This is a genomic window from Bacillus cereus group sp. BfR-BA-01360, from assembly GCF_022663595.1.
In the GTDB taxonomy this organism is placed as follows: Bacteria; Bacillota; Bacilli; order Bacillales; family Bacillaceae_G; genus Bacillus_A; species Bacillus_A cytotoxicus.
In genome coordinates, this window is the sequence record NZ_JAKUFV010000025.1 from 11,847 (window position 1) to 34,916 (window position 23,070).

The following is a 23,070-nucleotide window of genomic DNA, read 5'->3' on the forward strand; positions in this document are numbered from 1 at the left end:
ACGATACGTGGAGGATTGGTATTTATTTTATCTGACATTGGATGAACTTGTTCCACGTTGATAGGGCTTGCTTTTCACCTCGTTATTCACAATTGACTGGATTTCATTCTATAACTAAGGATTCAATAAATATCTCGATTGCTTTTGTATAAAATTCAACTCTTGGAGTTATAAGTGAAAAATTTCGTGAGATTGGAAACCCATTTATATCAAGTAACTTCACTTTACCAAGTTCTAGTTCGTTTTTTATTGACGCGTGTGAGAGTATAGAAATTCCTAGACCAGCTTCAATAGATTCCTTAATAACTTGCGTACTCCCAAATGTCATATACTTCTTCGGAGAAAACCCCAATTGTTTAAATCCCTTTTCTTGCATTTCTCTCGTTCCAGAACCTTCTTCACGAACTAACCAAGTCTCTAGGTTTAATAACAAGGGGTCTATTTCCTTTTGTTCTGCTAAATGGTGATTTGAAGGGACTGTAATTGATAACTCGTCAAGAGAAAATGGTATAACCTTTATATTTTCATTATTAGCCTCTCCTTCGATTATCCCAACATCTACCTCGTGTTTCTTTATTAAATCTATAATTTCATTAGAATTTTTTATAGTAATGATTGGATTTAATAATGGATAGGATTTAAGCAAACTGGCAATTTTATGAGGAAGAATGTATTCTCCGAAAGTATAACTTGCACCAATAGAAAGAGGACCACTTGCAGTATGTTTTAAATCATCAATGAGTCTTTCCATTCGAGTATAGAGACCTAAGATGTCCTTGGCGTGATGAAATACTATTTCTCCAGCCTTGGTAAGTCGAACATATTTGTTTGTCCTCTCTAACAATTTTATCCCCATGTTTTTTTCTAACGTTTGTATATAATTGCTGACTGCTGGTTGTGTCATATGGAGAAGTTCAGCTGCTCGAGTAAAGTTCTTTTGTTCTGCAACTGTAGTAAATACAAGTAAAGATTGATCCATTATGAGTCTTCCTCCTTAGAATAAAATGGGGTCTAAGAAACTTCAATGATAAGTAATTTTATATTACAGCTATAATTATAATCTATTTTACTTATTATCAAAACAAATATACTCTTAATACAAGGAAGCAAATATAGGAGTTGTTAAAATGAATACATCATTAGCAAAACATAAAAAATCATCCTCGAGAGGACTTTGGTTCGGTGGTGTTGGATTTACCTTTATTATTGCATTAGTTGGTTTTGGATTATCACAAATACCCGGGTTAGATCATGTTGGTCAGCTCGCCTGTGCAATCATCATTGCAGTAGTTTATCGACAAATTTGGGGATATCCTGAGAAATTCCGTACTGGAATCCAATTCTCTGCCAAAAGGTTGTTAAGGCTTGCTATTATCCTTTTTGGGTTAAAACTAAACATTGATGTTGTTTTTCATCAAGGGTTAGGTTTGCTTGCAAGAGATGTTGGAACCATCGTTTTTTCAATCCTTCTTACAATGTTGCTTGCAAAACTATTCAAAGCGAATTCTTCCTTATCCTTGTTATTAGGAATTGGAACAGGGGTGTGTGGCGCTGCTGCAATTGCAGCCGTTTCACCCATTTTGAAAGCAAAGGATGAAGATACTGCTATTGGGGCAGGTATAATTGCTTTAGTTGGTACCATTTTCGCCATAACATACACTATCTTACGTCCGTTTCTCCCTTTGACAGACCTTCAATACGGTGTTTGGTCAGGTGTAGGTCTACACGAAATTGCTCATGTTGCCTTAGCAGGAGCGCCTGCTGGTCCAGATGGACTTGCTATTGCTTTGTTAGCGAAACTAGGTCGTGTTTTCTTACTCGTTCCACTTAGTTTTATTCTTATGTACTGGATGAAACGAAAAAATAAAGTTGAATCAGATTCTGATGCTAAAATTGAATTTCCATGGTTTCTCATAGGTTTTATTATCATGAGCTTATTTGGAAGTTATGTCCTTGGTCATTTGATTACCGTCCCAACTAGTGTCATGAATAGCATCTCTTTCTTCACTTCCTTTATCCTAACTATGGCTATGATTGGATTAGGTTTAAATGTTAGTCTAAAAGACCTTAGAACGAAAGCGTTAAGACCACTTCTAGCAATGGCTATTACATCTGTTTTGTTATCTGTTATCACATACTTCACAATGTAATTAATTGTAAATCAGGAGGTTTCTTAAATGAATAAAATATTATTTCCTACTGATGGTTCGGCTTATTCTGAACATGCCGCAAGAATGACAGGGGAGTTCTTGGAAGCTTGGCCAAATGCAACAGGTGTTGTGCTTTACGTCACGGTTAAAGAAAATTACGCCTATGATTTTGCAACTGAAGCAGTGGATCGATACGAAAAAGAACTTAGTAAACATATTGAAAAGAAAATTATGGAAGGAGTCCTTCAACCTTGGAAGGATCGTCTTGAATATAATCATCAAATAAGTCACCAAAGTCAAACCATTTGTCATGTTGCCCAAACAGAGGAAGTAGATCTTATTATATTGGGTAGTCATGGAAGAGGTGTTTTTGATCGAGTATTGGTGGGCAGTGTTGCTCAAGGGGTGTTACACCGGTCCGAAATTCCTGTCTTGATTGTTAAGAAGTAATTCTTCAAATTAATGGCTTACCATAAGGTAAAGCCCTTAATACTCCTATAATCCTTTAATTCTTTAATCCTTTTCATGTTTCAGATAATTTTCTATATAAAGAAGCTCTAGATACATTTGTAATTTCACAAATTTGATTTACAGTCATTCCTCCTTCTTTATATAGTTTAACTGCATAATTCATACCTGCGTGATTTTTATGATATTTCTTTAATCGACCTTTAAACTTTCCTTCTTTCTTTGCTAGCTCAATCCCTTCACGCTGACGCATACGAATAAGATCTCGCTCTAATTGGTTAACGCCAGCCATTACCGTAATTAAGAATTGGCTGTATGGATTATCTTCTGATAAATCTAACCATGTATCCTTGAGTGATTTTAAGTTTGCCATTTTACTGCGTATTAAATCAATCATTTCAAATAAATTCTGCGTACTTCGAGTGATCCGAGTTAAGTCTGTAACATAAATAATGTCACCTTCCTGTAAATCCTCTAACATTTTTTGAAGTTGCTCACGATCCTTTGTTGCTCCAGAAACTTTTTCTTCAAAAATGATATCCATTCCGATTTCGTTCAATTGCTGAAATTGCCTTGAAGGATTCTGGCTAGTTGAACTGACACGTATATAACCGATTTTTCGCATCATACCACCTCGTTTTTGATACAAGTCTTATGAGACACTCCCTACTATGATTTTATCTGTCTACTACACTTGTATCAATAGAGTACACTCTATTGATATATAATTGAACTAATAAATTGAAAAATACAGAAATGGGATGATATTGAATGAAAATTGCGAGAGGTAGAGAATTGCTTACACCGGAACAGAGACAGTCTTTTATGCAAATCCCTGAAGATGAATGGATATTGGGGACCTACTTCACTTTTTCCAATCGTGATTTAGAAATAGTTAATAAGCGAAGGAGGGAAGAAAACCGTTTAGGGTTTGCCGTTCAATTAGCTGTTCTTCGGTATCCCGGTTGGCCATACACTCATATCAAAAGCATCCCAGATTTGGTCATACAATATATATCGAAACAGATTGGTGCTAGTCCATCCTCGCTTGATCATTATCCTCAAAGGGAAAATACACTTTGGGATCATTTGAAAGAAATTCGAAGTGAATATGACTTTGTAACTTTTACCCTGAGTGAATATCGAATGACGTTTAAGTACCTTCATCAATTAGCTTTGGAAAATGGTGATACTATTCATCTACTGCATGAATGCATAGATTTTCTAAGAAAAAACAAAATTATACTGCCTGCTATCACTACACTTGAAAGAATGGTGTGGGAAGCAAGGGCGATGGCTGAAAAGAAGCTATTTAATACAGTTAGTAGATCTCTTACAAATGAGCAAAAAGAAAAACTTGAAGAGATTATTACTTCGCAGCATCCATCCGAATCCAATAAAACGATATTGGGTTGGTTAAAGGAACCACCGGGTCATCCTTCACCCGAAACTTTTCTAAAAGTAATAGAACGACTTGAATACCTACGAGAAATGGAATTAGAAACAGTGCAAATTAGCCATTTGCATCGTAATCGTCTATTACAGCTTTCTCGCTTAGGTTCAAGATACGAACCGTATGCGTTCCGTGACTTTCAAGAAAATAAACGTTATTCGATATTAGCCGTCTATTTATTACAACTTACTCAGGAGCTAACAGATAAAGCGTTTGAAATTCATGATAGGCAAATACTTAGTTTGTTATCAAAAGGCCGTAAGGCTCAAGAGGAAATCCAGAAACAAAACGGTAAAAAGCTAAATGAGAAAGTTATACACTTTACGAACATCGGACAAGCATTAATTAAAGCAAGAGAGGAAAAACTAGACGTTTTTAAGGTTTTAGAATCAGTTATTGAATGGAATACCTTTGTCTGTTCAGTAGAAGAGGCTCAGGAGCTTGCACGTCCTGCCGACTATGATTATTTGGACTTACTGCAAAAACGATTTTATTCACTTAGAAAATATACGCCAACGCTATTAAGGGTACTGGAATTTCATTCTACAAAGGCAAATGAACCACTTTTACAAGCCGTAGAGATTATTCGAGGAATGAACGAATCCGGAAAGCGAAAAGTGCCTGATGACTCACCCGTGGATTTTATTTCAAAACGATGGAAAAAGCATTTATATGAGGATGATGGTACAACAATTAATCGTCATTACTATGAAATGGCTGTTTTAACAGAACTTCGGGAGCATGTTCGTGCAGGAGATGTTTCCATTGTTGGCAGTAGACAATATAGGGATTTTGAGGAATATTTGTTTTCGGAAGATACATGGAATCAATCGAAGGGGAATACGAGATTATCAGTTAATTTATCATTCGAAGATTATATAACGGAGAGAACCAGCAGCCTTAATGAAAGGTTAAAATGGTTAGCTGCCAATTCCAACAAGTTGGATGGAGTTTCTCTTGAAAAAGGAAAACTGTCACTTGCACGCTTAGAAAAAGATGTTCCAGAAGAAGCAAAAAAGTTTAGTGCAAGCCTTTATCAGATGCTACCAAGAATAAAATTAACCGATTTACTCATGGATGTTGCTCATATAACAGGATTTCATGAGCAATTCACCCATGCTTCCAATAATCGAAAACCAGATAAAGAAGAAACAATCATTATCATGGCTGCCCTTTTAGGGATGGGAATGAATATTGGCTTGAGCAAGATGGCCGAAGCCACACCCGGACTTACATATAAGCAACTAGCTAATGTATCTCAATGGCGCATGTATGAAGATGCAATGAATAAAGCCCAAGCCATTTTAGTAAATTTTCATCATAAATTACAGTTGTCCTCCTATTGGGGCGACGGTACAACATCCTCGTCAGATGGTATGAGAATGCAGCTAGGTGTTTCATCACTGCATGCAGATGCAAACCCACATTACGGGACTGGAAAAGGAGCAACTATCTACCGTTTTACTAGTGATCAATTCTCTTCTTATTACACAAAGATTATACATACAAATTCAAGGGATGCTATTCATGTTTTGGATGGATTGTTGCACCACGAGACGGATCTAAATATAGAAGAGCATTATACAGACACAGCTGGTTACACAGACCAAATATTCGGACTGACTCATTTATTAGGATTTAAATTTGCTCCTAGAATAAGAGATTTATCAGACTCGAAATTATTTACAATAGATAAAGCAAGTGAGTATCCAAAATTAGAAGCCATTTTACGTGGACAAATAAATAAAAAGGTCATTAAAGAAAATTATGAGGATGTTTTGCGATTAGCTCATTCTATAAGGGAGGGAACAGTTTCAGCCTCCCTTATAATGGGGAAACTAGGTTCCTATTCAAGACAAAACAGCTTAGCTACCGCCTTACGTGAGATGGGCCGAATAGAAAAAACGATCTTTATTTTGAATTACATTTCAGATGAATCATTAAGAAGAAAAATACAAAGAGGATTGAATAAAGGAGAAGCCATGAATGGATTAGCAAGGGCTATTTTCTTTGGAAAACAAGGTGAGCTTAGAGAACGAACCATACAGCATCAATTGCAAAGGGCCAGTGCCTTAAACATAATCATTAATGCCATCAGTATCTGGAATACCTTACATCTAACAAAAGCAGTTGAATATCAAAAACAGTCTGGTAGTTTTAATGAAGAATTATTGCACCATATATCGCCTCTAGGTTGGGAACATATTAATTTACTAGGAGAATACCATTTTAATTCCGAGAAAATAGTCTCGTTAGATTCTTTAAGACCATTGAAATTTTCTTAACGTTGTTAAAAATGGGGGAATCGTCTCGAAAATGTGCTTAGCGTTGTAAATCCGCATTTTCCTGACGGGACCCCTATTGTAAAACAGAAAGGAAAATGACAAATGGCAGAATATGATTCTTTTGAAAATTTACGAGATGCGTTGCGGTGTTTAGATGATTATTTTACTGATAAATATGACACGTCTATTAATGTGTTAGTTGATAAGAAAATAGGTGAGGTGGCTATAACGGATAATCCGGCAAGCGTAATTCAACAATGGATAGAAGATTATGACTTTGATATGGATTGTGTCAATCACTTTGAAGTTTATCGATATAGAAAAGTTGAAAGACATGAAAACTGGGTCAGAGAGTTCAAATTATGGAAAAAGAGCTGTATTAAAGGATATATCAGAAGAAGTAGTAATATTGACGCCAATTTTGAATTAACAGTGAACGTTAGCTAATAAAATCGTTATTTGGGAGGAAAGGGGAATAGATATGAGTACAGTTACAAATCATGTACTAAGTCAGATTAATGAAGAATGGCAGCAACAGGGGAATGACGCTTATGCGTTTTTAACAAACGTTCACCTGTGTCCGTTTCTATACAAACAGCTTGAAGATGAGGGGATTTTAGAAAAACAAACAGATCAAGACGAAGAGTGGTTTGTTTTTAATCCGAATGAGTTTAATAGCATTGAGAATGGAAATTACTTTGAGATATTAATCTACAAGGAAGAGATAGACGGGCTAATATCTTATGAATTTGAGTGATTTCTAACAAAAACGCTATTTTATTAGAAAAGGAGAATGAAAATGGAAGAGATCTTAGTGCAAGGATTCATAACTGAAGATTTAAAAAGATTAGGGGTTAATGCTACGAGAACATACGGAAATGAAGAAACGTATTACCAAGTATATGAATTGTCCGATAAAGAATTTGAGAAACTTAGTGTCCTATGTATGAACGAAGATGATAATGATGAACATTGGCAAAATGGTGGATGGCGTTGGTGTAAAGGAAGTAATCAACCTATTCCAACCGATAAAGCGGAGGTCAATCATCAAGAATTAGTATGCTGGGTAGAAACATTGAATGATGGTGAAGAGACATATCGGAATGACTGGCATGTGAACTTACTAGAATATCTCGATATTGAAATGGGATGCACTGCTTTCACAAATGTATGTGCGGTAGCTAAAGACTTAGCAAAATACAACAATATGACAATGGCTGAGTTATTCCAAAAGTATCAGGGGTAATTCAAATAAAAACTTCATTTTAGTAGAAAAGGGGAGTTGAGTAATGAGTGTCATAACGAGTTCAAAGGAATACGTCGTTTATAAAGGCGAATCGCTCATATGTATTGGGACCATGATGGAATGCGCTCAACATATGGGCGTACTTCCTGAAACAATATACTTTTATACGACACAGGCATATCAACGGAGACTAGCAAAGAGAAAGAATCCTAGAAATTGTTTAACTGTTACGGAACTTGAGGAGGATGAAGAATGAGAGTTGATAAAACCTTATCCGAGTTATGGCATCTTAGAGGAAATACAGATTATTCATTGACTCGTGAAGAGTACGAAAAAGAAGCGCAAGATATTGCTTTTATGGCAATAAACACAATTAAAAAGCTGCAAAGGAGAATAAGTGAACTGGAATTAGAAAACGTTAAATTGAAGTGTAAAAATAAGTTTTCTTAATAAAAATTTCATTTTGTAGAAAAGGGGAATGGATATGGAAAAGTGGCCAGAGGAAAGAATCGAAGCTTATAAACGCTATGCAGAACAATCAATAAAAAATATTGATGACTACGAACGGAAAGCATCATATCACAAAAGGGAACATCAAATGTATTTAAAATTAGTCGCTGATCAAGAAGGAAGTTTATCTAAAGAACTTGGGCGATTAAAGGAGCAAGGCTGGGAATTGCGTGGTGGAGAATGGGTGCAAACAGAATAAAGAGCAGCTAGCAAAAGCTAACCGCTCGGTTCTCCAAGGGGGAACAAGGAGAAAGGATTATCATGGTATCTACAGTATTGACGGAATATTGAGTTTTATTCAAGGGAGGAAGGGAAATGGTTCGAATTTGTCCGATGTGCAATAAGGAAACGGTTGATCCAAATAATGAAGAAATTGATGTGGATTTCTGTGATAAATGCATGACAGCAGCAATTGAAGGGGTGGCATTGCCTATAGGTCTTCCTAATAGCGCAAATGCTTCCTTACCAATAGTAAGAGAGAAAATAACGATAAACTCATACGGTCATTTACATGAAGTTTATAAAGATGATTGGATGAGAGAGTTTAATAAGGAACGGGGATTTGGAATTCAGTCATTGAGAAATACAACAAAATAATCCTTTTGTATAAGAAAACAGTAATAACGAACGATAGAAAGAGGGAAAATCATGGGGTATGCAAATAGAGGGATGGCATTTGAACATCTATTAAACATTACAAATCGAATGTATAAATCAGCAATGGTAGCAGTAATTAATAAACGACCTACACCTGTAAAAGTATTAAAAACAAATAAGTTAGGACAAATAACGAAAAGCCGTTGGCAAGATAAATCTACAGTAGATTACGATGGTGTATATAACGGAAGAGCAATCTATTTCGAAGCAAAGTCTACTAAGGAAACAAGTAGATTTCCACTGGAAAATATTCATAGACATCAGATTGATTTTTTAAGGGATACGCATGAGAGAGGGGCTATTTGCTTCTTTTTAATAGAATTCAGAACAGACCAGGTTATTTATTTTACTCCTATCGAATTGGTAGCAGAATACTATGAAGCTATGCTATATGATAATGGTCGTAAATCTATCCCACGAGAAGAATTTGAAAAAAGAGCATATGTAGTGAAACGAACAAATCGAGCGCTAGTTGATTACCTGCAGCAAGTAGAAAAATTAAAATGGCCAATATGTGGTTGATGGAGGAAATCGGAAAATGGATAAGAAGGAAATCCGTATAAAGATTTTAAACCTACAGGACGAGCATTGTGCAAATTGTAAACAGCATGCAAATACAAAATATTGTTTAACAGTTTGTGAGATAGGGAAACGAATTAATAAGCTAGGAACTCATATAGGTGGTACATATGCAGTGGATGCTCCAAAGAGAAGAACAAAAGAAGAGTGGGATAAATTATGTGTAATGGCTTTATCAATGAGAGAAGAAGGATTAACCTATGCAGAGATTGCAAGAAAGATAGGCGTTAACAGTGGTGGGTATGTAATCGAGCAACTGCAGAAAAGAAATTTAAAATAAAAAAATTTCACATACCATACTATAAGGATAAATATAAAAAATGAAGTTAATAGTCCGGATTTAGAGGGCGTTGATTGTATATAGGAATGTAATTTTTCCTATTTATAATTCAGCGTCCTCTTTTTTATTTAAAAGGAGGAAATAGACCATGAAAATGAAAGAATTAATGAAAGAATACAGAGAAACATTGAAACAATTAGAGAAAGCGAAGGAGGATGCTGTAGAAGCAGATGTAAAAGTAATTAAAGAAATGATTAGTGATATAGAATATGCCTTGGAATGGATGCGTACAGCAAAGCAACCAGGAGCGAAAAGGGGTATTGAACGTAGAGCGGCATATGAGCGTGAAACAGCATGCGATCCGCTGTTAATGCAAAGATATTTCCGTAGTACGCCAACAAAATACGAATGGGATAAAGAAGAAAAAGAAAATGTAATTTCTGAATGGGAGCGAATCATGTTAGATGATGCGTTATCTACATTATCGGAGTCAGAGAGGGAAATATATATCATGTTTAAAGGATATTGTTTTTCTATGGGGGAAATTTCCATATTGATGAATAAATCGAAGTCTACTGTTCAAACGGTATTACGAAGAGCAGATGAAAAAATAGGAAAACAAATTAAAGAAAGTCTCTTCTGCATGGTAGGTTGAGACTTTTTATTTAAAAAACACTATTTTTGTCATACGAATGCCCATTATATATGAAGGGTTTCCGAAACCTTATATCTCTTGTTGGTTACTGATGGAGTAAACCCAGTTGCTTCATGAATTGACAGTTGTTTTTTAATACTAGAAGGCAATAAGATATAAAAAATCTCGTTGTTTTCCTGATTTCCTAGTATGTTTGTACACTCTTTAATTCTCATTAATTTAAATGGTCTAAACAGGAGAGCTTTTGGCTCTTCTTTGAGCTGATACGCCTACCTTATAGTGTCGGTTCAAAGAGGTGCGCAAAAACACCTCAAGAGATTACTCTTTGCCATTTGTTTTCTCTTTTTCTCCCATCCCCTTGAAAGCTGTCACTTCGGTGATGGCTTTTTTGTTATAATTGATGTAAAAAGGATGGTGATTATAGTGAAGGTGAAGTTAATTGAAGAGAAATTTACACATTCGTATAACGCCGGAGCGAATGCGATAGCTATTGATGCGGATGATAAGAAAATTAAGAAATATATACTAGAACATGCTAATTTGCATTATCTTGGAACTGGACTAGGCGATCCAGGATGTGATTGTGAAGATGGTGATTTCGAACAATACGAAATGTTGAGTATTCGAAATGAAGTGACGCCGGTTGACATATTAAGTGATGAATGGATTACAGTAACTATAGATGAAGAATTATATGCAGTACATAAACCATTTTTAGATATCATATATGATGGTGATATAGAATTGATTAAAAAAGAAATAGAAGAAAATTATGATGATTTTGTAGGATTTACTGTTGTTCGCTGCCCTAAGTGTAAAATATGGTCAGTATGTGATTGAGTCAAATATTTAAGATTAAGCATCCATAACGGGTGCTTTTTTCTTTGTTATATAGAAATTACACATTAACGAATGAATCAAACGTCTAATTAGGAAGGGTGATAAGAAATGAGTAAAGATAAGCTAGAACAATTAGAAACGTTAGCAAAACCTTTAGTCAACTTGTTAAGAGAGCAATATAATCCACACTGTCAGATTATCATCGAGAGCGACAGAGTACGCATTGTAGAGGATATAGTTAGCGTTCCAGTGAAAGAAAATGATTAAACCAATAGCAATTATAGCAGGTGCTGCCATGATCTTGGTGGCGTCTTGTTTGTTGTTAAGGAAAGATAAGAGCAAACGTGATGCGTTAAATAAAACAAACTCAACACAAACCAAATATTGTAAATAAGATTCAAAAACCATCTAATGTAACACATCATATATTTTGTTACATTAGATTTATAAAGAGAAATGCTGTTATATCAACGTTTTTGTCTATTTGTAAAAATAACTACCATATTTTATGTAACATATTGTATAATAAAGATACATTTAATGTAACATAACGTATGGAGGGGTAAGGAATGAAGTTTGTGCAACCAATTCGAGATAAGAAAAAATTAGAAGAAGTGAAAGAAGTTTTACGTCGTCAATCTTATCGTGATTTATTTTTATTTGAAATGGGAATCAATACAGGTCTAAGAATTAGTGACTTATTAAAGTTACATGTAAATGATGTGAAAGAAAGAACTCATATTGTTATTAAAGAACAAAAGACGGGAAAAGATAAACGTTTCATTATCAATACAGCGTTAAGAGAAAAAATAAATGAGTATGTAAGTGGAATGAACGAAACAGAATGTTTATTTGCTTCTAAAAAGACGGGAAAACCGATCACAAGAATTCAAGCTTATCGAATCATGAATGCCGCTGCTGAAAAAGTAGGGCTTGATGAAATTGGAACGCATACACTTAGAAAAACTTTTGGATACCATTATTATCAAAAGACAAAAGATGTAGTAATGCTACAAACAATCTTTAATCATTCTGCTCCATCTATTACATTACGTTATATAGGAATCCAACAAGATGAGATAGATAAATCATTAGAAGATTTCAGTTTATGATAAAAGCGAAGGTGATGAAATGCTAGTTTATACTGTAATGATGTATTTTCATGCCGATACCGATATAATGTTAGCGACTATTGATAAAGAACAAGCGTTAAAAGAATTCAAATCAGATTCCATGTATTCTTTGCAATGGGGAATTACTTATTGAATTATGGTGTAGAGAGCATTCTACACACTCCTGTACATATGAATCTAGTCGGGACTTAAACAGATACCCTGAAAAGGGGCAGCAGTTATTCAAAGAAATAGTAGATGCATTAAAGTAGCGAATCCGCTGCTTTTTTATTTTGTAAAGCGATTAGCGTGAGGTGGTGTAAGTGAAGTTACTATTATTTTGGATTAAAGAAATGGTAGAAGTGAAAAAGCACTATGCAAATGGACTTCTTTCTTATTTTATGCATAAATTAGGGGTTATTATAAGCCCGTCGCTGATTATTTTTGGAAGAGGAATAGATACATACAAATATGATTATTATCTATGCATTGAGTGTTTAGAGAAGGAAGCGCAAACAATTGGATAAGGGGGCAGGTGTTATGTAATTATGGCCAGACAACGAAGTCCAGACCGTAACAAAGCATATGAAATATTTAAAGAACATAACGGTGATATTACGAATCGTAAAATTGCTGAGTTATTGTCTACATCCGAAAAAACTGTAAGTGAAAAAACGGTTGGAGGATGGAAATCCAAAGATGGATGGATAGACAAATTAAATGGAGTACTCCATAAAAATGAACGGAGTACTCCAAAGAAAGATACGGAGTACTCCAAAAAGAAACCAGGAGCACCCAAAGGTAATAAGAATGCTGTAAATAATCGTGGTGGAGCCAAAAAGGGCAATAAAAATGCTGTTGGTAATTCCGGTGGCGCTGCTCCATTACGTAATAGTAATGCAGCTACCCATGGTTTATATAGAAAGTATTTACCGCAAGAAATATTTGATTTAAAAGAAGAATTAATAGAAGTAATTAATAATGATCCTTTAGCAATCATATGGGAAAGTATTATGCTGCAGTACACTCAAATCATTCATGCTCAACGTATTATGTTCGTTAGAGACAACGAAGACATGACCAAAGAACTGCGGAAAAATAAACTTACCGAAAGTGGTTTCGAAGAAGAGTGGGAGATTCAATTCGCTTGGGATAAACAAGCTAGTTTCTTGAATGCTCAATCGAAAGCAATGTCAACGCTAGTAAATCTAATTGAAAAATACGATAGATTAGCTAATACAGAAGAACAAAAACTACGAATTGAGAAACTCAAGAAAGAAATCGCTGCTATTAAAGTTGATGGTGATACTAATCAGAATACAGAAGACTGGAAAGAGTCTCTTATGAAGATAGCAGAGCGCAGACGTAAACAAAAGGAAGCTGAAGCTAATGAGTAATACAGCTTTTAGTGAATTTATGGAGATTATCGATGTTTATTGGGATGATCCAGTTGCGTTTGCCGAGGATATGCTGGGTTTTTATCCGGACGAATGGCAGAGGAAAGTTCTTATGGATTTGGCACAAAGTCCAAAGGTTTCTGTCCGTTCGGGTCAAGGTGTTGGTAAAACAGGACTTGAATCAGTAGTAGTTATTTGGTTTCTTTGTTGCCGACCAAATCCAAAAGTTATATGTACAGCACCTACAAAGGAGCAGTTATTTACTGTACTTTGGGCTGAAATAGCAAAGTGGTTAGAAGGCAGCGCAGTTAAAAATCTTCTTAAATGGACGAAAACGCGAGTATACATGATTGGTAGTGAAGAACGTTGGTTTGCTACCGCTAGAACAGCAACGAAGCCGGAGAATATGCAAGGTTTTCACGAAGACTATATGTTATTTGTATGTGATGAAGCTTCTGGTATAGCAGATCCCATTATGGAAGCTATACTTGGTACTTTATCTGGTGCAGAAAATAAATTGTTTTTATGCGGAAACCCGACAAGAACAAGCGGTGTATTTTATGATTCTCATAATCGTGACAGAGATCTATATAAAATACATAAAGTATCTAGCTTAGATAGCCCTCGAACCAGTAAAGACAATATAGAAGTGTTGAAAAAGAAATATGGTGAGGGTTCAGATGTTTGGCGTGTACGTGTACTTGGTGAATTTCCTAAAGCAGAAGCAGACGCTTTTATTCCGCTAGAAATTGTAGAGCAAGCAGCATCTTGTAAAGTGGAACCGACTGGTGAAACACTTGACTTAGGTGTTGACGTTGCTCGATTTGGTGATGATGAAACTGTAATTGCTCCAAGGATAGGGAATAAAGTCTTTAAATTATTAACTCAATATAAACAAGATACAATGGAAACTGCTGGCCATGTATTAAAATTAGCTAAGGAATACATGGCAAAGTACAAGCAGTTAAGAAGAGTTGATATAAAAGTCGATGATAGTGGCGTTGGTGGTGGTGTTACGGACAGATTGAAAGAAGTTATTAAATCTGAACGATTACCATTCAAGGTATATCCTGTTGTGAATAACGGGAAACCGCTTGATGATGAGCACTATGATAATGCAGGTGCGGAAGGTTGGGCCGTTGTAAGAGATTTACTTGAAGAAAATATGAAAGCATTTATACAGGGGGAAGAACCTACAATGGAGATTCCAAATGACGAAAAAATGATCTCTCAATTTTCTAGCCGGAAATATAGAATAACAAGTAGAGGTAAGATTGCTTTAGAGCGAAAAGAAGAAATGAAAAAACGCGGATTACAATCACCCGATAGAGCAGATGCAATAGTTCTAGCATTCTATAAACCAAGAGTAGTTATGGGTGGGAAAGTTAAAAGAGTGTAGTCGGACATTTATTGTTCGGCTATTTCTTTTGCTCTTTATTAATAGAAGAAAGGAGGACATACAGACGATATGTGCGATAAAAAAGCTATAAAGAATGTAAAAGTATTTAGTATTAATAAAGCTGCAGATGATCCGAAGAATAAGGTAGATAATAGCAAACAAATGACAGTTGACCCATTCGCGCAAATATATGGCGATAAGGGATTGGTTAAACCACCTTATGATATGAAAGCGTTGCTGGATATAAAGGAAAGTAATCCTATTCATTCTGCTTGTATTAGCGCAAAAGTAGATGATATTGCAGGTGTTGGTTTTGACTTTGCTCCTTTTGAAGAAGTGAAAGAAGCAAACCAGGAACAATATAAAATGTTAAAAAACTTTATGCGGAATTGTAATCCAGAAATGACAAGTTCTGAAATTATAAGAGCTGTATGGGAGGATTATGAAACAGTTGGATGGGGTATCATTGAAGTCGTTCGTAATAACAAAGGTGAACCGTCAGAATTATACCATATTCCAGCTCATACAGTTCGTGCCCATAAAGATAAGGTACGCTTTGCACAAATTGTAAATAATAAAGAACGTTGGTTTAAGAAGTTCGGTTATCCTGATGAATTTCGTCTTGCTGATGGTAGGCCGTTAAACGCAGAGGATATTGCAGAAAACGGAACAGAAAAAGCGGGGGAAGTAATTGTTATTCGTAAATTCGGTTCACGTTCCTCTTATTATGGGATACCAAATTATGTGAGTTCTATCGGTTCTATAGTTGGTTCGCAGGCGGTAAGAGATTACAACATTAACTATTTCACTGGAAAAACCATACCGGATGCTCTGCTATTTATTGAGGGTGTTGATGAAATAGATGATTCAGTAGAAAAAGAATTACAAGCGTTTTTTTCTGTTGAGGCAAAAGGTGAACACCATAAGTTAGCGGTTGTTCCAGTTCCACCAGGAGCACAAGCTAGGCTGGAAAAATTAAGTCCAGATGTTAAAGAAGGTAGTTTCCGTTTATATAAACAAGATAATGCAATGGAGATATGCGTAGCTCATCGTGTACCGCCTTACCGTATTGGTTGGGCTATGACAGGTTCATTAGGGCAAACAACTGCTGCAGAAATGAACGAAATGTATAAGCGTTCTATTATTGAACCCGGCCAAGAAATATTGGAGCATCGATTAAATACACAATTATTCCGTGTATTTTCCGAAAAACTAGGCGGTTTAGATTGGCAGTTCAAATTAAACGAAATTGATACGGATGATCGTGAAGCTGATATGCAATATGCAGCAGACGGTTATGAAAAACGTATATTAACACTTAATGAATCAAGAAAAGTAGTAGGTTATGAACCTGTAAAAAATGGTGATACATTCTTTGAAGGTGGAACAATTGATTCGCAATTCGAACCTATTGCAAAATCTGCAGACAATGAGCAAGAGAACATAATTGCTATTAATGCATTTAGGGAAAAACATGAAGAAGTAGAGAAGGCTATGCAAAAGAAGGTAGCTGATTTTTTTCCGAACAGGGAAATAGGCTCTTAAACCTACTTCCCGTAATTCGTATTAATAAAGCAGATGAAGACATTGATCTTGCAATTGCAGAAGCGGAAGTTGATGAATTTCTAGATAGTGTGGATTGGGATGAAGAACGACAAATGTTTGTCGATGAAGTCACGGACACATTGCAGGATAATGTGACAGAATTCATTCAAAGCGCTATAGCAACAAATGGATTAACCTGGATGGTATTAGATCCTATTGGTGACGTTGCTGCAAAATGGGTAGCTGCTTATGCATTCGAATTAGCAAAAGGGATCCATGAAACCACTAAGAGTAGACTAAGAGAAGTCATGCTAAAGAATCTTAGTGAGGGAATGGGTGTCGATGCATTAAGTGTATCCATTGCAGACGTAATGGCAGAGGCTAGTAATTACAGAGCGATGATGATTGCACGAACAGAAACAACATATGCAATGAATTATGGTAATTTAATCGCGTATAAAGGTGCAAATAGAAACAAAAAGACGTGGCTTACAGGTCATGATGAGCGTGTTTGTAATGAGTGTGGTGGTTTAAATGGTGAAACGGTAGATATTGACGAACCATTTAGTAATGGGAAGATGTGTCCGCCAGCTCATCCGCATTGCCGCTGTACTATGATTTCACAAGAATAAATATTCCTATAAGTTGGGGTTTCATCGTCAAAACGTATACGGTCGTGTACTTGGCTGCTATGCGTTTTGACACTGGAACCCCAATATTTATGGGAAAGGAGGTAAAACGATGGGGTACGAACTAAGAAACGCCAATATTAGCTATGTTTCATTAGTTGCAAAGGGCGCTAATGGTCGTCAATTTGCCATTATGAAAAGTGAATCTACTAAACAACCAAATATATCTAAACAAGTTCCAATCCTTAAAACAGAGGAAGAGAAGCAGCTTGTTACAGGTGTTGTATATGAACCACTAGTTGAAGATAGTCATGGGGATATGATGACTGCAGAGGAAATTGAAAAGGCTGCATATACTTTTATGGAAAATTACCAGCACATCGATAAACAGCATGATGAAATTGCTGGGAAAGGTACAGTTGTTGAAAATTGGATTGCTAAAAGTGATATGACGGTAGGCGATCAAGAAGTAAAAGCAGGAACATGGCTTATGACTGTACGTGTTGATGATGCGGACACCTGGGAAGAAATTAAAAAAGGTGAAGTAACTGGCTTTTCAATGGGTGGATTTGGTGAACGTGTAGAAATCACGAAAGCAGATGATTTTACTCATGAAGAGAAGGGGTTCATTCGTAAAATGATCGGTTATTTCAAAGGTGAAAAACACGATATTAAAAAAGGTGAAGTAAAAGATCGTTTTGTAGACGAAAGACAGAACCGTGATTTACGTGCTGTTTTTAATTTGTTCGAAGATGTGTTCTATTGGGAAATTTGGGAGAACAATCCCGATATCGACCGAATGACAGCTGCTCTTGATGATATGAAGGAAATTCTTGCTTCTATTAAAGGTGGTTATACCATCACGAAATCAGAAGATAATGTACAAGCAGAAAGAATTGTATTAGAAAGTATTAAAAAAGCTGGGAAAGTATTATCCCAAAAGAATCATGCAAAATTAGATGAAGCATTAGCTTTAATTAACGAAATAAAAGAAGATGCTTCACCACAGGAGGAAGATGAAATGAAAGCAGAAGAATTTGCAGATATTGTTAAACAAGCGGTAGAACCGTTAGCTACTAAGTTAGATAAGATTGAAAAACAGGTAAATGGTGAGGAGGTAGAACCAACACCAGAAGAACAAACGGACGAAGAGAAAGCTGCGGCAGTTATCCAGAAAGCGCTAGAACCAATTGCTAAACGTCTTGAAAACCTTGAAAATGCTGCTTCTATTCGTAAATCATTGGATCCAGATGATGATCCAGTACTTGGGCAACAAAAAATTAAGAAATCTAAATGGGCAGGATTAAACCTGTAAGAGGAGGACTACAAATATGCCAATGAATAATACAGAATTATTAAATCGTTTATCTAAAATTGAAAAGACTATCTCGACTGGATCCATTTCTTCTGGATTATTAAATCCGGAACAAAGTAAAGAATTCTTTAGAATGGCATTCGAATCAACTCCATTCTCACAGCTGCATCGAAAAGAAATGCGTAAGGCAAAACAAGGCGTAATTGATAAAATCGCTATTGGCGGGCGTATTTTGCGTAAGAAAACAGAAGATAAGGATGACGAGTACCGTGCAGGTGTGAAAACATCAAATGTTCCATATAATACAAAAGCAATCCGTCTACCTTGGGAAATTACAGAAGAAACTCTCCGCGAGAACATTGAAGGGGAAGGCTTTGAGGATACTGTAATGACTCTTATGGCAACTCAAACGGGTATTGATTTAGAGGATTTACATTGGAATGGCGATGAAGAATCATCCGACCCATTTTTATCAATTAACGATGGTTGGTTAAAGAAAATTTTAAAGTCAAAGGAATCACATATTGTTGACCACGCTAAACTAGTAACTGGTACAGGGGAAGCAGCGGCAGCTAATGGATTTGGTAAAGGTTCCCTCTTTGCGTTGTCTGGTGCAATGCCTAATAAATATAAGAATAGCAATCTACGTTGGATTATGTCACCGAATCGCAGAGAGAAGTGGATTGAATATTTAACAAATCGTCCAACAGGTGCTGGTGACGCTGCATTACTTGGGGCAGGAGATCAAGTTAATAAACCAATGGGATATGCAATCGCTACTGTTCCTTCTTTAACAGATGACGTAATTATTCTTGCTGATCCACGCAACTTCATCGCTGTAAATACTTATGAAACTCGTGTTCGTAAAACAACAGAAGGTAAATCTGCAGTAATGGAAGATAAACGATTCTATGTAATCCATTTTGATGATGATGCTATCATTCAAGAAATGGATGCAGTTGCTATCCTTACAAATATTCCTGATACGTTCGGTGCCTAATGGCCGGGCGTATTTTTATGGATTGAGGTGTAACTTATGAAAGTAATTAACCTTCTTTGGGGTGGTACTTATACTGCTTACGGGCAAACATTTAAGAATGGCCAAGAGGAAACAGTAGCAAATGATAAAGCTGATTATCTTGTAAGTACTGGTCATTTTGAACTTATAAGAGAAATCGATAAGAAAGAGAAGGATAAATAATGGATATTACCGTGCAGGATATCAAAAACCGCGTAAATGTGCAGAAAATGCCCGATACGGTTATTCAAGAACTAATAGATTACTATGCAGTTATTACAAGAAAATATTTAAGAGTCAAGCCAGCTAATCCGATGAAAGAAATCATCCGGACAAGCAAACTAGCTTGGCTTTCTTTCCCTGCTGAATCTGTAGAAAAAGTAACTCATGTCAGTTCTAAACAAGATATGACCGATTCTATTACTGTAAATGGACGTATTGTTTATGGTTTATCCGAAAATCAATTATATGAATTCGAATATAAGATACAAGATTATGATGATCTGCAGGTACTTATGAGGAAATGTATTATTGATTTGGTTATTTCTGCAGTAGTTCGTGCTAACTTACAGCGAAAGGGTATGAAGACTTCGGAAAGTATTGGGGATTATTCGTACCAGATTAGCCCAGAAACATTAGATGAACCTGCTACGAATAATAAGATACTCAATGCTTTAAAAGGGTTTAGAGCAAGAGTTAAGCCGGTGATGGCTACATGAATATGTACTTTGATGATGGTAGTATGGATGATTTATACATTCATGAAGTAGTTGTAAAACGAAAAACAAAAAAGAAACAATCCTCTGGTAATTATGCAGAAGCAGAAGAGGACATTTACGAGAATATGATTTGCCGTGTAACTACTAATTCTGCTACTGATAACGAGAGATTTAAGCGTGATAAGCAAAATTTCGATACAACTTTTAAGATTTATGCACCTGCTTCTTACAAAATTAAACCTAATGATCGTATTTATTTCAAAAACGAAGAATTAGGCGTTGATTATACGTTTGAAGTAAAAGGGGAACCACGTAACCCTGCATTTCTGAATCATCACATTGAAATTTATTGCGAAAAGGTATGATTCTATATGGCTAATTCAGTAGAAATTGAGTTTTCTAGTAATATGGAGCAAGTGAGAACACAAATTAATGCTATGTGTGTCCAAAAAGTCACCTCTGCATCGATTCACTTACAAAATCAAGTGAAGAAAACTCTTACAGGAAGCCGTAGCGGTAAACAGTACAAAATACCACATACAAGCCGGAAATATACCGCTTCTAAACCAGGTGAAGCTCCCGCTGTTCGTATTGGTGATTTATTGAACTCGATTAAATACAACATCAAAAGATCGCAATCAGAAGTGATAGGAGCAGTTGGCAGTGATTTAAAGAAATCAATTTGGCTTGAAAATGGAACAAGTAATATGCAAGCCCGTCCATTCTTGTTAAAAACGTTTGAAAAAGAACGTATGGAATTAAAAAGAATGATGGGAGGATAATTGTATGTCTAATGCTATTGCAGTTATTAGAAATATTGTAGAAAACGATAAAATAATACAGGCTAATCTATCGGAATATGGTGAAGAAGAGGACAAAGGTCCTGCTCTTACATTTCAAACTGCACAAGATGACATGGAAATGCCTTATGTCGTTATGAGAATTGAAGCAAATAATCCGGATGATGTTGAAATTATAGATCGAATAATTCTAAATTTCGATGTGTACTGTGATAACGGGAATTATGATAAGGCAAAGTTGATAGCTGCACGTATTGAAAAATTGCTAGATAGAGAAGTTGGTTTAAAGGATGATGGGATACTTTCTATACATCGTGCAGGTAGTCTTCCTGTACCAGATGAAGACCCGTCTATCATTCATATAAATGTAAAATTCCTTGTCCGAACCATACGAACGGACTTGTATTAGGGGGTAGAGCAAATGAGTTGGAAAATGATTAATGGTGTTCGCGAAGGAACAACCGATAATTTTGTCATTGGACCTGGTGTAATCTATAAAGGTTTTAAGAGTGTAAAAGATTTAGGCCAACTTTTAGGAGCGACCACAGGCGGTACAAAGGTCGGTTTTGATCGAGAGTATTATGATGCTGATATCGATGGATTGCTTGGTAAGATGGTCCGCGGTAAATGGCTTTTAAAAGATGAACCGCATGTAGAAACAACATTAGTTGAATTTACAAGAGAGAATCTACAATTAGCTTTACCTGGTATGGTAATAGACAGTGAAACGGATGCAGATTATGATATCGCTCAACCTACTAACGATATTCCAGATTCAAATTACAATGATATCGCTTTAGTTGGTACGATTTCCGGTAGCGATTTACCAGTAATTTTTGTAATTCGTAATGCCATGGTAGTTTCGTCTATTGAAGTAGATCTAAAAGACGGTAAAGGAACTGTCGGATTGAAGTGTAAATTTATCGGTCATTATAGTGAATCTGCACCAACCACACCACCATATGAAATTTATTTACCGAAGAAAAAGAAAACAGCAGCAATAACTAAAGCACCGGCTACCGCATAAAAGGTAGTCGGTTTTCTATTACATAAAACAGGCTAAATGCTAAAAGGAGAGAACAAAATGGCTTCTATTTTAGAAAAAATGATGAATAACGGTACAGAAATTACAATCATGGGCGAAACAGTAACAATGCGACGATTAAATGTAACGGACGTTTGGCGATTCGCTAAGATCATTTCAAAAGTCGGACGCAGCGCAATGGCTAACTTTGCTGATTTCGGTAAGGATAAACAAGAAATGGATGAACTAACTAAAGCTGCTGAATCCCTTCCAGAAGAAGAAAAACAAGTGCAATTAGCTGCGATTAAAGAGAAGCAGCAACAAAAAGGATTAGAGTTTGCTTTCCGTGTTTTAACAATGATTCCTGCTTGTGAGGATGATTTTACAGAGTTCTTTGCTAGTTTATTAAAAGTAAAAGCAGATGAGTTTCGTCAATTCCCTCCAGAAGCAATGGTTGCTGTTATAAAAGGCTTATTAGAAAGTGAAGACTTAATGACTTTTTTCAACCAAGTCAAGGGGCTCGTGAAAATCCAAAGCGAGAAATGGAGCAAGTCAGCAGTAGCTCCAATCCAATCATAAACGAGGATACAGATGAATATTTAGAGGAAGCTGAGCAAAATATGCTGCGTGCTTTCGATAAGATTCAAAAACGGTATGGATGGACAGATGAATATGTCTTATCTATACCGTTTTCGCGTTTAATGGACCTATTTTCTTTCATCACAAAAGAAGAGCAACGAGAAGAGCTGAATGAGTGGAAGAAGATGGCGTTCATTGGATTTCAAACTCGTCAACTTGAAGAAGGTACCACTTTTAATGATTACCTTCAAGCTTTTGGACTCACAGATACTCTTGACGATGAAAATCAATCTGCTGAAATCGCAGAAGTATGGTCAAAAGAACAATGTATCGAACATGCTAATAAACTAATCGCTCAATTCCAAGAGGAAGAAGATGAAGAGTGATAGCCTCATCGAAGGGAGGTGCGT

At 36.0% G+C, this 23,070-nt stretch carries 34 protein-coding genes; 32 read left to right on the forward strand and 2 right to left on the reverse strand.

From position 1 onward, the window contains the following. Positions 1-103: 103 nt before the first annotated feature. On the reverse strand, positions 104-979 hold the full coding sequence (locus tag MR056_RS18140) for a LysR family transcriptional regulator (protein ID WP_017815738.1): 876 nt from the start codon (positions 977-979) through the stop codon (positions 104-106). 148 nt (positions 980-1,127) lie between these two features. Between MR056_RS18140 and MR056_RS18145 the strand changes: the two genes are divergently transcribed. Further along, the gene (locus MR056_RS18145; RefSeq protein WP_242136607.1) at positions 1,128-2,150 is read left to right on the forward strand and encodes a YeiH family protein; all 1,023 of its coding nucleotides are present in this window, start codon (positions 1,128-1,130) and stop codon (positions 2,148-2,150) included. Positions 2,151-2,177: 27 nt separating this feature from the next. Then, positions 2,178-2,600, forward strand: a complete 423-nt coding sequence (locus MR056_RS18150; protein WP_017815736.1) for a universal stress protein — start codon at positions 2,178-2,180, stop codon at positions 2,598-2,600. A 73-nt stretch (positions 2,601-2,673) separates the two neighbouring features. Here the strand turns inward: MR056_RS18150 and MR056_RS18155 are convergent, their stop codons facing one another. Then, positions 2,674-3,243, reverse strand: a complete 570-nt coding sequence (locus MR056_RS18155) for a recombinase family protein (RefSeq protein WP_017815735.1) — start codon at positions 3,241-3,243, stop codon at positions 2,674-2,676. A 146-nt stretch (positions 3,244-3,389) separates the two neighbouring features. Between MR056_RS18155 and MR056_RS18160 the strand changes: the two genes are divergently transcribed. The 30 genes from MR056_RS18160 to MR056_RS18305 all read left to right on the forward strand — a co-directional run bounded on the left by MR056_RS18160 (position 3,390) and on the right by MR056_RS18305 (position 23,046). Then, a complete protein-coding gene (locus MR056_RS18160) occupies positions 3,390-6,356 on the forward strand; it encodes a Tn3 family transposase (protein WP_017474138.1) in 2,967 nt (988 codons plus the stop codon). Between the two features lie 102 nt (positions 6,357-6,458). Beyond that, positions 6,459-6,803 (forward strand): hypothetical protein, encoded by a 345-nt coding sequence (locus MR056_RS18165; RefSeq protein ID WP_242136608.1) that lies wholly within the window; start codon positions 6,459-6,461, stop codon positions 6,801-6,803. A gap of 34 nt (positions 6,804-6,837) precedes the next feature. Beyond that, complete coding sequence (locus MR056_RS18170) at positions 6,838-7,113, forward strand: hypothetical protein (protein WP_229182029.1); 276 nt, start codon at positions 6,838-6,840, stop codon at positions 7,111-7,113. 42 nt (positions 7,114-7,155) lie between these two features. Beyond that, the gene (locus tag MR056_RS18175) at positions 7,156-7,602 is read left to right on the forward strand and encodes a hypothetical protein (RefSeq protein ID WP_242136609.1); all 447 of its coding nucleotides are present in this window, start codon (positions 7,156-7,158) and stop codon (positions 7,600-7,602) included. Between the two features lie 43 nt (positions 7,603-7,645). Next, positions 7,646-7,858: a hypothetical protein gene (locus MR056_RS18180; RefSeq protein ID WP_242136610.1), complete on the forward strand. Its 213-nt coding sequence runs from the start codon at positions 7,646-7,648 to the stop codon at positions 7,856-7,858. Next, positions 7,855-8,052: a hypothetical protein gene (locus tag MR056_RS18185; RefSeq protein WP_242136611.1), complete on the forward strand. Its 198-nt coding sequence runs from the start codon at positions 7,855-7,857 to the stop codon at positions 8,050-8,052. Before MR056_RS18180 ends, MR056_RS18185 begins: the two co-directional genes overlap by 4 nt. A gap of 34 nt (positions 8,053-8,086) precedes the next feature. Continuing rightward, positions 8,087-8,311 (forward strand): hypothetical protein, encoded by a 225-nt coding sequence (locus tag MR056_RS18190; RefSeq protein WP_242136612.1) that lies wholly within the window; start codon positions 8,087-8,089, stop codon positions 8,309-8,311. A 116-nt stretch (positions 8,312-8,427) separates the two neighbouring features. Then, on the forward strand, positions 8,428-8,709 hold the full coding sequence (locus MR056_RS18195; protein WP_242136613.1) for a hypothetical protein: 282 nt from the start codon (positions 8,428-8,430) through the stop codon (positions 8,707-8,709). Between the two features lie 51 nt (positions 8,710-8,760). Continuing rightward, positions 8,761-9,291: a Holliday junction resolvase RecU gene (locus MR056_RS18200; protein ID WP_242136614.1), complete on the forward strand. Its 531-nt coding sequence runs from the start codon at positions 8,761-8,763 to the stop codon at positions 9,289-9,291. Between the two features lie 16 nt (positions 9,292-9,307). After that, positions 9,308-9,628, forward strand: coding sequence for a zinc-finger domain-containing protein (locus MR056_RS18205; RefSeq protein WP_242136615.1), 321 nt, complete (start codon positions 9,308-9,310; stop codon positions 9,626-9,628). A gap of 154 nt (positions 9,629-9,782) precedes the next feature. After that, positions 9,783-10,283 (forward strand): sigma factor-like helix-turn-helix DNA-binding protein, encoded by a 501-nt coding sequence (locus tag MR056_RS18210; protein ID WP_242136632.1) that lies wholly within the window; start codon positions 9,783-9,785, stop codon positions 10,281-10,283. 423 nt (positions 10,284-10,706) lie between these two features. Beyond that, positions 10,707-11,123, forward strand: coding sequence for a hypothetical protein (locus tag MR056_RS18215; protein WP_242136616.1), 417 nt, complete (start codon positions 10,707-10,709; stop codon positions 11,121-11,123). Positions 11,124-11,231: 108 nt separating this feature from the next. Further along, complete coding sequence (locus tag MR056_RS18220) at positions 11,232-11,390, forward strand: hypothetical protein (RefSeq protein WP_242136617.1); 159 nt, start codon at positions 11,232-11,234, stop codon at positions 11,388-11,390. Positions 11,391-11,692: 302 nt separating this feature from the next. Then, the gene (locus tag MR056_RS18225; RefSeq protein ID WP_151522114.1) at positions 11,693-12,235 is read left to right on the forward strand and encodes a site-specific integrase; all 543 of its coding nucleotides are present in this window, start codon (positions 11,693-11,695) and stop codon (positions 12,233-12,235) included. Positions 12,236-12,254: 19 nt separating this feature from the next. Beyond that, complete coding sequence (locus tag MR056_RS22470; RefSeq protein ID WP_309244630.1) at positions 12,255-12,389, forward strand: hypothetical protein; 135 nt, start codon at positions 12,255-12,257, stop codon at positions 12,387-12,389. A 169-nt stretch (positions 12,390-12,558) separates the two neighbouring features. Further along, positions 12,559-12,762, forward strand: a complete 204-nt coding sequence (locus tag MR056_RS18235; RefSeq protein ID WP_242136618.1) for a hypothetical protein — start codon at positions 12,559-12,561, stop codon at positions 12,760-12,762. 21 nt (positions 12,763-12,783) lie between these two features. Then, positions 12,784-13,632 (forward strand): phage terminase small subunit, encoded by an 849-nt coding sequence (gene terS, locus MR056_RS18240; protein WP_242136619.1) that lies wholly within the window; start codon positions 12,784-12,786, stop codon positions 13,630-13,632. After that, entirely contained in the window at positions 13,625-15,031 is a 1,407-nt protein-coding gene (locus MR056_RS18245) for a DEAD/DEAH box helicase family protein (protein ID WP_242136620.1), read from the forward strand. The genes terS and MR056_RS18245 overlap by 8 nt, the downstream gene beginning before the upstream one ends. A 69-nt stretch (positions 15,032-15,100) precedes the next feature. Further along, entirely contained in the window at positions 15,101-16,576 is a 1,476-nt protein-coding gene (locus tag MR056_RS18250; protein ID WP_242136621.1) for a phage portal protein, read from the forward strand. 113 nt (positions 16,577-16,689) lie between these two features. Next, on the forward strand, positions 16,690-17,208 hold the full coding sequence (locus tag MR056_RS18255) for a phage head morphogenesis protein (protein ID WP_242136622.1): 519 nt from the start codon (positions 16,690-16,692) through the stop codon (positions 17,206-17,208). 109 nt (positions 17,209-17,317) lie between these two features. Then, positions 17,318-18,520, forward strand: coding sequence for an XkdF-like putative serine protease domain-containing protein (locus tag MR056_RS18260; RefSeq protein WP_087099775.1), 1,203 nt, complete (start codon positions 17,318-17,320; stop codon positions 18,518-18,520). 16 nt (positions 18,521-18,536) lie between these two features. After that, complete coding sequence (locus MR056_RS18265) at positions 18,537-19,520, forward strand: phage major capsid protein (RefSeq protein WP_087099773.1); 984 nt, start codon at positions 18,537-18,539, stop codon at positions 19,518-19,520. Positions 19,521-19,556: 36 nt separating this feature from the next. Further along, a complete protein-coding gene (locus MR056_RS18270) occupies positions 19,557-19,721 on the forward strand; it encodes a YqbF domain-containing protein (RefSeq protein WP_087099771.1) in 165 nt (54 codons plus the stop codon). After that, the gene (locus MR056_RS18275; protein WP_087099769.1) at positions 19,721-20,257 is read left to right on the forward strand and encodes a hypothetical protein; all 537 of its coding nucleotides are present in this window, start codon (positions 19,721-19,723) and stop codon (positions 20,255-20,257) included. Before MR056_RS18270 ends, MR056_RS18275 begins: the two co-directional genes overlap by 1 nt. After that, positions 20,254-20,622, forward strand: a complete 369-nt coding sequence (locus tag MR056_RS18280) for a hypothetical protein (protein WP_087099767.1) — start codon at positions 20,254-20,256, stop codon at positions 20,620-20,622. Before MR056_RS18275 ends, MR056_RS18280 begins: the two co-directional genes overlap by 4 nt. 6 nt (positions 20,623-20,628) lie before the next feature. After that, entirely contained in the window at positions 20,629-21,039 is a 411-nt protein-coding gene (locus tag MR056_RS18285) for an HK97-gp10 family putative phage morphogenesis protein (protein ID WP_087099765.1), read from the forward strand. Between the two features lie 4 nt (positions 21,040-21,043). After that, positions 21,044-21,466: a hypothetical protein gene (locus MR056_RS18290; protein ID WP_087099763.1), complete on the forward strand. Its 423-nt coding sequence runs from the start codon at positions 21,044-21,046 to the stop codon at positions 21,464-21,466. Between the two features lie 12 nt (positions 21,467-21,478). Further along, positions 21,479-22,084, forward strand: a complete 606-nt coding sequence (locus tag MR056_RS18295; protein ID WP_087099761.1) for a hypothetical protein — start codon at positions 21,479-21,481, stop codon at positions 22,082-22,084. A 57-nt stretch (positions 22,085-22,141) separates the two neighbouring features. After that, entirely contained in the window at positions 22,142-22,660 is a 519-nt protein-coding gene (locus MR056_RS18300; protein WP_087099759.1) for a hypothetical protein, read from the forward strand. Further along, positions 22,624-23,046, forward strand: coding sequence for a hypothetical protein (locus MR056_RS18305; RefSeq protein WP_087099757.1), 423 nt, complete (start codon positions 22,624-22,626; stop codon positions 23,044-23,046). Before MR056_RS18300 ends, MR056_RS18305 begins: the two co-directional genes overlap by 37 nt. The last annotated feature ends 24 nt before the right edge of the window (positions 23,047-23,070 follow it).

Coding starts and splice junctions, on each gene's coding strand:
- MR056_RS18140 (WP_017815738.1), bottom strand. CDS start 979: ATGGATCAATCTTTACTTGTATTTACTACAGTTGCAGAACAAAAGAAC.
- MR056_RS18145 (WP_242136607.1), top strand. CDS start 1,128: ATGAATACATCATTAGCAAAACATAAAAAATCATCCTCGAGAGGACTT.
- MR056_RS18150 (WP_017815736.1), top strand. CDS start 2,178: ATGAATAAAATATTATTTCCTACTGATGGTTCGGCTTATTCTGAACAT.
- MR056_RS18155 (WP_017815735.1), bottom strand. CDS start 3,243: ATGCGAAAAATCGGTTATATACGTGTCAGTTCAACTAGCCAGAATCCT.
- MR056_RS18160 (WP_017474138.1), top strand. CDS start 3,390: ATGAAAATTGCGAGAGGTAGAGAATTGCTTACACCGGAACAGAGACAG.
- MR056_RS18165 (WP_242136608.1), top strand. CDS start 6,459: ATGGCAGAATATGATTCTTTTGAAAATTTACGAGATGCGTTGCGGTGT.
- MR056_RS18170 (WP_229182029.1), top strand. CDS start 6,838: ATGAGTACAGTTACAAATCATGTACTAAGTCAGATTAATGAAGAATGG.
- MR056_RS18175 (WP_242136609.1), top strand. CDS start 7,156: ATGGAAGAGATCTTAGTGCAAGGATTCATAACTGAAGATTTAAAAAGA.
- MR056_RS18180 (WP_242136610.1), top strand. CDS start 7,646: ATGAGTGTCATAACGAGTTCAAAGGAATACGTCGTTTATAAAGGCGAA.
- MR056_RS18185 (WP_242136611.1), top strand. CDS start 7,855: ATGAGAGTTGATAAAACCTTATCCGAGTTATGGCATCTTAGAGGAAAT.
- MR056_RS18190 (WP_242136612.1), top strand. CDS start 8,087: ATGGAAAAGTGGCCAGAGGAAAGAATCGAAGCTTATAAACGCTATGCA.
- MR056_RS18195 (WP_242136613.1), top strand. CDS start 8,428: ATGGTTCGAATTTGTCCGATGTGCAATAAGGAAACGGTTGATCCAAAT.
- MR056_RS18200 (WP_242136614.1), top strand. CDS start 8,761: ATGGGGTATGCAAATAGAGGGATGGCATTTGAACATCTATTAAACATT.
- MR056_RS18205 (WP_242136615.1), top strand. CDS start 9,308: ATGGATAAGAAGGAAATCCGTATAAAGATTTTAAACCTACAGGACGAG.
- MR056_RS18210 (WP_242136632.1), top strand. CDS start 9,783: ATGAAAGAATTAATGAAAGAATACAGAGAAACATTGAAACAATTAGAG.
- MR056_RS18220 (WP_242136617.1), top strand. CDS start 11,232: ATGAGTAAAGATAAGCTAGAACAATTAGAAACGTTAGCAAAACCTTTA.
- MR056_RS18225 (WP_151522114.1), top strand. CDS start 11,693: ATGAAGTTTGTGCAACCAATTCGAGATAAGAAAAAATTAGAAGAAGTG.
- MR056_RS22470 (WP_309244630.1), top strand. CDS start 12,255: ATGCTAGTTTATACTGTAATGATGTATTTTCATGCCGATACCGATATA.
- terS (WP_242136619.1), top strand. CDS start 12,784: ATGGCCAGACAACGAAGTCCAGACCGTAACAAAGCATATGAAATATTT.
- MR056_RS18245 (WP_242136620.1), top strand. CDS start 13,625: ATGAGTAATACAGCTTTTAGTGAATTTATGGAGATTATCGATGTTTAT.
- MR056_RS18250 (WP_242136621.1), top strand. CDS start 15,101: ATGTGCGATAAAAAAGCTATAAAGAATGTAAAAGTATTTAGTATTAAT.
- MR056_RS18255 (WP_242136622.1), top strand. CDS start 16,690: ATGTTTGTCGATGAAGTCACGGACACATTGCAGGATAATGTGACAGAA.
- MR056_RS18260 (WP_087099775.1), top strand. CDS start 17,318: ATGGGGTACGAACTAAGAAACGCCAATATTAGCTATGTTTCATTAGTT.
- MR056_RS18265 (WP_087099773.1), top strand. CDS start 18,537: ATGCCAATGAATAATACAGAATTATTAAATCGTTTATCTAAAATTGAA.
- MR056_RS18270 (WP_087099771.1), top strand. CDS start 19,557: ATGAAAGTAATTAACCTTCTTTGGGGTGGTACTTATACTGCTTACGGG.
- MR056_RS18275 (WP_087099769.1), top strand. CDS start 19,721: ATGGATATTACCGTGCAGGATATCAAAAACCGCGTAAATGTGCAGAAA.
- MR056_RS18280 (WP_087099767.1), top strand. CDS start 20,254: ATGAATATGTACTTTGATGATGGTAGTATGGATGATTTATACATTCAT.
- MR056_RS18285 (WP_087099765.1), top strand. CDS start 20,629: ATGGCTAATTCAGTAGAAATTGAGTTTTCTAGTAATATGGAGCAAGTG.
- MR056_RS18290 (WP_087099763.1), top strand. CDS start 21,044: ATGTCTAATGCTATTGCAGTTATTAGAAATATTGTAGAAAACGATAAA.
- MR056_RS18295 (WP_087099761.1), top strand. CDS start 21,479: ATGAGTTGGAAAATGATTAATGGTGTTCGCGAAGGAACAACCGATAAT.
- MR056_RS18300 (WP_087099759.1), top strand. CDS start 22,142: ATGGCTTCTATTTTAGAAAAAATGATGAATAACGGTACAGAAATTACA.
- MR056_RS18305 (WP_087099757.1), top strand. CDS start 22,624: ATGGAGCAAGTCAGCAGTAGCTCCAATCCAATCATAAACGAGGATACA.